Origin of the sequence: Sphingomonas sp. (assembly GCF_035758555.1) — a bacterium.
Lineage (GTDB): Bacteria > Pseudomonadota > Alphaproteobacteria > Sphingomonadales > Sphingomonadaceae > Sphingomonas_B.
On record NZ_DASTXI010000250.1, the window covers coordinates 1 to 6,155 of the forward strand.

At 66.4% G+C, this 6,155-nt stretch carries 5 protein-coding genes and 1 pseudogene; 4 read left to right on the top strand and 2 right to left on the bottom strand.

All coding sequences use genetic code 11. The features are described from left to right. The 4 genes from VFT73_RS15115 to VFT73_RS15130 all read left to right on the top strand — a co-directional run. Nucleotides 1-709, top strand: a 709-nt coding sequence (locus tag VFT73_RS15115) for a toxic anion resistance protein (RefSeq protein WP_326412934.1), incomplete at its 5' end; no start/stop codon positions are given. After that, a complete protein-coding gene (locus VFT73_RS15120) occupies nt 706-1,473 on the top strand; it encodes a hypothetical protein (RefSeq protein ID WP_326412936.1) in 768 nt (255 codons plus the stop codon). The genes VFT73_RS15115 and VFT73_RS15120, both read left to right, overlap by 4 nt. A 79-nt stretch (nt 1,474-1,552) precedes the next feature. Then, nucleotides 1,553-3,457, top strand: a complete 1,905-nt coding sequence (locus VFT73_RS15125) for a hypothetical protein (RefSeq protein WP_326412938.1) — start codon at nt 1,553-1,555, stop codon at nt 3,455-3,457. A 153-nt stretch (nt 3,458-3,610) separates the two neighbouring features. After that, nucleotides 3,611-4,285, top strand: a complete 675-nt coding sequence (locus tag VFT73_RS15130) for a hypothetical protein (protein WP_326412940.1) — start codon at nt 3,611-3,613, stop codon at nt 4,283-4,285. Between the two features lie 6 nt (nt 4,286-4,291). Here VFT73_RS15130 and VFT73_RS15135 read toward each other — a convergent pair whose 3' ends face one another. After that, nucleotides 4,292-5,491 carry a CaiB/BaiF CoA-transferase family protein gene (locus VFT73_RS15135; RefSeq protein WP_326412943.1) on the bottom strand — a complete coding sequence of 400 codons (1,200 nt, stop codon included), beginning with the start codon at nt 5,489-5,491 and terminating at the stop codon, nt 4,292-4,294. A 117-nt stretch (nt 5,492-5,608) separates the two neighbouring features. Continuing rightward, nucleotides 5,609-6,155, bottom strand: a pseudogene (locus VFT73_RS15140) (NAD(P)/FAD-dependent oxidoreductase); the annotation flags it as partial.

A 6,155-nucleotide genomic window follows, 5' to 3' on the forward strand; every position in this document is an offset into this window, starting at 1 on the left:
GCTTCTGATGGACAATGCGGCGATCGACACCGAGCGCGCGAACCTGTGGAAGACGATGCACAAGCTCGAGCAGATGGTTCACATCTCGAAGGAGCTCGACCAGAAGCTCGAGGACAAGGCCAACGATCTCGACGCGACCGATCCGGCGAAGGCCAAGGCGATCCGCGAGACGGCGCTGTTCTACACACGCCAGCGGACGACCGACCTCCTCACGCAAATGGCGGTCACCGTTCAGGGCTATCTCGCGCTCGACCTCGTCAAGAAGAACAATGTCGAGCTGGTGAAGGGCGTCGACCGAGCCTCGACCACTACCGTCGCGGCGCTGCGCACCGCGGTCACCGTCGCCCAGGCGATGAGCAACCAGAAGCTGGTGCTGGAGCAGATCGGCGCGCTCAACACCACGACCGCGGGGATGATCGATTCCACCGGCGAGATGCTGCGCACCCAGACCGGCGCGATCCACGAGCAGGCCGCTTCGTCAACCATTCCGCTCGAAACGCTGCAGCGCGCCTTCCAGAACATCTACGATACGATGGACCAGATCGACCAGTTCAAGATGCAGGCGCTCGGCAACATGAAGCAGACCGTCGAGACGCTCGGCAAGGAAGTCGAGAAGTCGAAGGGCTATATCGCGCGGGCAGAGGGCGTCAGCCAAGGCAAGCTCGCTGCCCCAGCCGCCTCACCGCTGGTCCCGCTCGAGGCGAAGTGAAGGAAGTCGATCACACCGAGGTGATGGACCGCGCCCAGCGCGTGATGGCGCACGCCACCGATGTCATGGCCCGGCTCGATGCTCGAGGCGGAGCGGCGCAGCAGGCCGCGCAGCGTGACCGACAAAGGCTGAATGCCGGGCTGGGGCGAACGGCGGCCCGGATCGGAATCGCGGTCATCGCCGTGTGGATCGCGGCTTTCGTCATCGGAATGGTCAGGCCGATCGGAATGACCGGCTTTCTCATCGCCTTGCTGACCACTGCCGTCGTTGCTGCGATCTTCCTGTTCCGCGGCGGCCGCGGGGCCGTCAGCGCTCCCGCGCCGGCGCCCGATCTCCCCAACGGAGCGATGGTCGACCGGTTCGATTCCTACATCGTCCGCGTCCGTCGCGTGCTGCCCGCGCCGGCTCAGGCCCAGCTCGATTCGATCAGCGCCGTCCTGCCGTCCCTGAAGCAGAGCCTCGAGCGCGTCGAAACACTCGATCCGCAGGCGCAGGACGCAAGACGGCTGATGTCGATCCACCTTCCCGGGCTGATCGACCGCTACGCCAACGTTCCGCCCGCCTACCGCGGCGAGCGCGACGGCGAAGGCAAGACGGTCGACGAACGCCTGGTGGAAAGCCTCGCCGCTGCGCGCGCCGCGCTCTCCGAAGTCTCCGAGCAGCTCGCCCGCACCGATCTCGCCGCGTTCGAGACGCAAGGGCGCTTCATCAAGTCGCGCTACGGCGAGCAGGGCATCGAGAGCGAAGACGCCTCAAGCACTTAGCGATTGCTTGCGGCCCTCGCGCCGCCCATGATAGCGCAAAGTTAACCGCGGCCGGAGCTGACGGGGGATGCAGCTTGCCTTGCCCAGGACCGATCAGACGTTGAAAGGCGGCTTCCGCCTGCCTCCGGTCGTTCCCCCGTTCAACACCCTCACCTACCGGCTGTTCACCGCCCTCTGGCTGTTCGCTTTCCTGCTGGCGGTCGTCGGGCCGGTGGTCGGCTTCCACCACCGCTATACCGAGCCGTCCAACAATTCGCAGCTGCTGCTCGGCAGCCGCGCCGGTTTCGCGGTATCGCCGCGCGACGCGACCCTGGTGCGCTTCACCGTGGGCCCGGACGCGGAGAAAGCCGGAATCCGCGCCGGCGACCACATCATCGCGATCTACGGTCTGCCCCTCCCCAAGACCATGCCGGTCAACGAGGAAGCGCTCGCGCAGCACGCCAACGATCCTGCCTATATTGCGATGGGGAACCTGCTCTTCGGCGGCGACCAGTCCGAGGTGCCGCTGACGGTTCGCGATTCCGATGGCAGGGTGCGCGACGTCACCGTCACGACCGGCGAGCAGCATATCGACGCGGGCGCGCGCACACTCGGCATCTCGCCCAAGCTGCTGAGCTTCATCGACCTGTTGCAGGTGTTGTTCTACCCGTTCCTGCTGTGGGCGGCGTGGCTGCTGCACCGGCGCAACGCACGCGACGTCGTCAGCTCGCTGCTGTCGCTCGCCGTCCTCCTCAACATCGCGGCCGAGCAGCCCTCGTCGGTGTTCCTCGCCACGATCGGCATCCCGCGACCGGTCAACGTCGCCATCTACGACCTCGGCAACGTCCTCCTGCTCACCGGGATCATGCTGTTCCCGCATGGCAATCTGTCCTGGCGCATCGTAGCGCTGATCGCCTGCGTGCCGCTGCTGATGTTCATGCAGGGAACGCCGTATCACAGCTATTTCATCTCCTGCATGATCGTCGGAGTGCTGATGATGGTGCGGCGGCTCCGGCAGACGGACTCGAGCGATCAGCGGCAACAGATCCGCTGGGCGCTGTTCGGGATCAGCGCCTATGCCGTGCTGCGCTGCCTTTCGATCATCGCCGATTATCTCAAATGGTCCGCCGACAGCTTCGGTCACCAGCTGCTGATCGAAATGTCGGCCGGAGTGGCGTTCGCGCTCGCGGTGCTGCTGCTGCAGATCGGGCTTCTGATCGCGCTTCTGCGCTACCGTCTCTACGACGCGGAGATCGTGATCAGCCGCTCGGCGAATTTCGCGCTGATCACCCTGGTCATCGTCGCGGTGTTCGCCAGCCTCGCCGATGCGCTGAAGCAGATCATCTACAATTATTACGGCAACACCAACAGCGAAGGCCCGGTGATCATCGCCGCCGCGATTTCGACGGTGATGGTCAACCCGGTCCAGGAGCGAATTCAGCGCTGGTCCGAGCGACGCTTCCAGAGGAACCTGTTCCTGCTGCGCGAGGACCTGCCCGAGAGCGTCCGCGACCTGCGCGAGACCGCGTCGCTCGGGGACATGCTCGAGGAAATTCTCGCCCAGGTCGATCGCGGCGTGCGCTCGGTCCACGCGGCGATGATCGTGAACGGGTGCGTGATGAGCGTCCGCGGGCTGACCACCGACGAAGTCGAGGCCTGGCGCACGTCCGTGTTCGCCCAGGATTACAAGAGCGACATTTGCGAGTCGGCGGACAAGATGTTCCCGATCCGCGTCCCGCTGGTGCCGAGCTCGGACAAGGAGGAGCCGATCGGTTACCTGCTCGTCGGTCCGCGCCCGGACGGATCGATCCCCAGCCGCGAAGAGCAGAAGGCGCTGAAGGATGTCTCCGAAGGCATCGCCCGCGCCATCCGCACGGTGATCAAGCGCGAAGCGCGCGAAGCCGAGGTCACCGACCTCATCGCCGACAATTGCCGCCGGATCGAAGCTCTGGAGTCGATCCTCGGTCGTGCCGCGACGGGCAAACGCGCACCGCGAACCGCTTGAACTTCGCAGAAATTTGACGCCGTTTAATTGACCGCGTGCGAACGCAGGGTTAATTGTGACGTCAAAGCCACACGTTGGTCCGACTCGGCCGCTGCCCGATGGGCGCGGGGCAAATTCGACTGCTGCGAATTTAAAGGACGAGGGAGCTTGAAGATGCGTGGGAAAGCTATGCTGTGGGGCGCAGCACTTGCGTTCGCCGTCGGATCAACCGCGGCGCTGGCCAATGTGGTCGTCGTGAAGTCGCTCGGCCCGTCCTCCAAGGCCTATCCGCCGGGCAAGACGCTTCCGCCGAGCGCCAAGATCACGCTTCAAGGCGGCGATGTCGTGACCGTGCTCGGCCCGAGCGCTGCGCAAACTTTGCGCGGCCCGGGCAGCTTCGACGCGGGGCAGGTCAGCCTCGCCTCGGCGGCGGGTCAGCGGGGCCGCTTCGGGGCGCTGCGTGCCGCCGAGGTCGCGCACGATCCGAGCATCTGGGACATCGACGTGACGCAGGGCGGCCGAGTCTGCGTGAACGCGGCGTCCAAGCTGAACTTGTGGCGACCGGACAGCGAGGCGGACACGAAGGTCACCATCCGCTCTCCCGACGGCAAGTCGCAGGAGCTGAGCTGGGCGGCCGGCAAGGCGCTCGCCGCCTGGCCGTCGGCGATGCCCGTCAAGAGCGGCGCGACCTACCAGGTCGAATGGCCGGGCACGGGCGACAGCAGCAGCCTCGACGTCGTCCTGATCCAGTCGCCGCCGGCCGATCTCGTCGGCGCCGCCAAGGTGCTGATCGCGAACGGCTGCGAGAAGCAGCTCGACCTGCTGGTGAAATCGGCCTCGGCGAAATAACGCCGACTAGCCGACCGCGCCTTCGGCCCTCAGCCGCGCTGCCTCGTCGGCCGCGACTCCGAGACCTGCGAGCACCTCGTCGGTATGTTCGCCGAGCGCGGGCGGCGGCAGGTCCGAATCCGCCCGCGCGCCGTCCATCCGGACGGGCGAGCCGACCAGCGGAATTCCGGCGAGCGTGCGGACCATTTGACGGTGCTGCGCCTGCACGTCACCTAGCGCCTGGCTGATCCGGTTGATCGGTCCCGCGGGGATTCCCGCGGCCTCCAGCTGCTCAAGCCACTCTGCCGCAGGCTTCTGCGCGATCGCTTGGGCCACCAGCCGTACCATCTCCTCGCGATGGGCGACCCGCGCCGCGTTGGAGGCGAACCGATCGTCGCGGGTCCATTCGGGATGCCCGCACATCTCCGCCAGCCGCGCGAACTGCCGATCGTTGCCGACCGCGATGATGATCGGCTGATCGGCGGCGTCGAACGGCTGATAAGGCACGATGTTCGGGTGCGTATTGCCCTGCCGCGGCGGGTCCTTGCCGGAAATCAGGGCGTTCGACGCCTGGTTGGCGAGCATCGCCAGCTGCGTATCGAACAGCGCCATGTCGATATGCACGCCCTCCCCCGTTCTCTCGCGCTGGTACAAGGCGGCAAGGATCGCGACGCAGGTGTAGAGGCCGGTGAACAGGTCGACGACCGCGACCCCGACGCGCATCGGCCCGCCACCCGGAAGGCCGTCGGGCAAGCCGGTGATGCTCATCAGCCCGCCGATGCCCTGGATGATATAATCGTAGCCGGCGCGGTCGGCGTAGGGGCCGTCTTGCCCGAAGCCGGTGATGGAGGCGTAGATCAGACGCGGATTGGCAGCGCGCAGCGACTTGGGATCGAGCCCGAATTTCTGCAGACCGCCGACCTTGAAATTCTCGATGACCACGTCCGACTGCTCGGCCAGCTTGCTGACCAGCGCGGCGCCCTCTGGTTGGCCGAAATCGATCGCCGCCGACTTCTTCCCCCGGTTGCAGCTGAGGAAGTAGGCCGCGACGCGGTCCTCTCCTTCCCCGTGCCACGGCGGGCCCCAGTGCCGCGTGTCGTCGCCCGCGCCGGGGCGCTCGATCTTGATCACTTCGGCCCCGAGGTCGGCGAGCAATTGCGTGCACCACGGCCCCGCGAGCACGCGGCTGAGATCGAGGACCTTGATCCCTTCGAGCGGATTGTTCATCGCCGCTACTCGAACCCGCTCATGCTGAGTAGCCGCGCAAGCGGCGTATCGAAGCACGGGTCGTCCTTCGATACGCGCCTCCGGCGCTACTCAGGATGAGCGGGTAAAGGTCCGTCGTCATATGCGCCGTTTCCAGAACCGCCGGTCCGCCAGCACCGCCTTCGCCGCATTGTGCCCCGGCGCGCCCGTCACCCCGCCGCCCGGGTGCGCGCCCGAACCGCACAGGTACAGGCCCTTGAGCGGCATCCGGTAATCGGCCGCGCCGATCATCGGCCGGGCGCTGAACAATTGGTCCAGCCCCATCTTGCCGTGGAAGATGTCCCCGCCGATCAGCCCGAACCGGCGCTCGAGATCGAGTGGCGAGTGGATCTGCCGCCCGATCACCGACTTGGCGAACCCCGGCGCGTGCGCATCCACCGTCGCGATGATGTGGTCAGCCGCTTTCTCGCGCTCGTCGTCCCAGCTCCTCCCTTCCCCGAGGTCGTAGCGGAAGTGCTGGCAGAACAGGCTCGCGACATGGTTCCCCTTGGGCGCGAGGCTCGGATCGAGCGTCGAGGGGATCAGCATCTCGATGATCGGCCGCTTGGCCCAGCCGTCCACCGACGCATCGAGCCACGCCCGATGCATGTAATCGAGGCTCGGCGCCATGATGATCCCGGCCGTG

Excerpts from the sequence above, each read along its gene's own strand:
- VFT73_RS15135 (WP_326412943.1), bottom strand. The coding sequence starts at position 5,491 with ATGAACAATCCGCTCGAAGGGATCAAGGTCCTCGATCTCAGCCGCGTG.
- VFT73_RS15130 (WP_326412940.1), top strand. The coding sequence starts at position 3,611 with ATGCGTGGGAAAGCTATGCTGTGGGGCGCAGCACTTGCGTTCGCCGTC.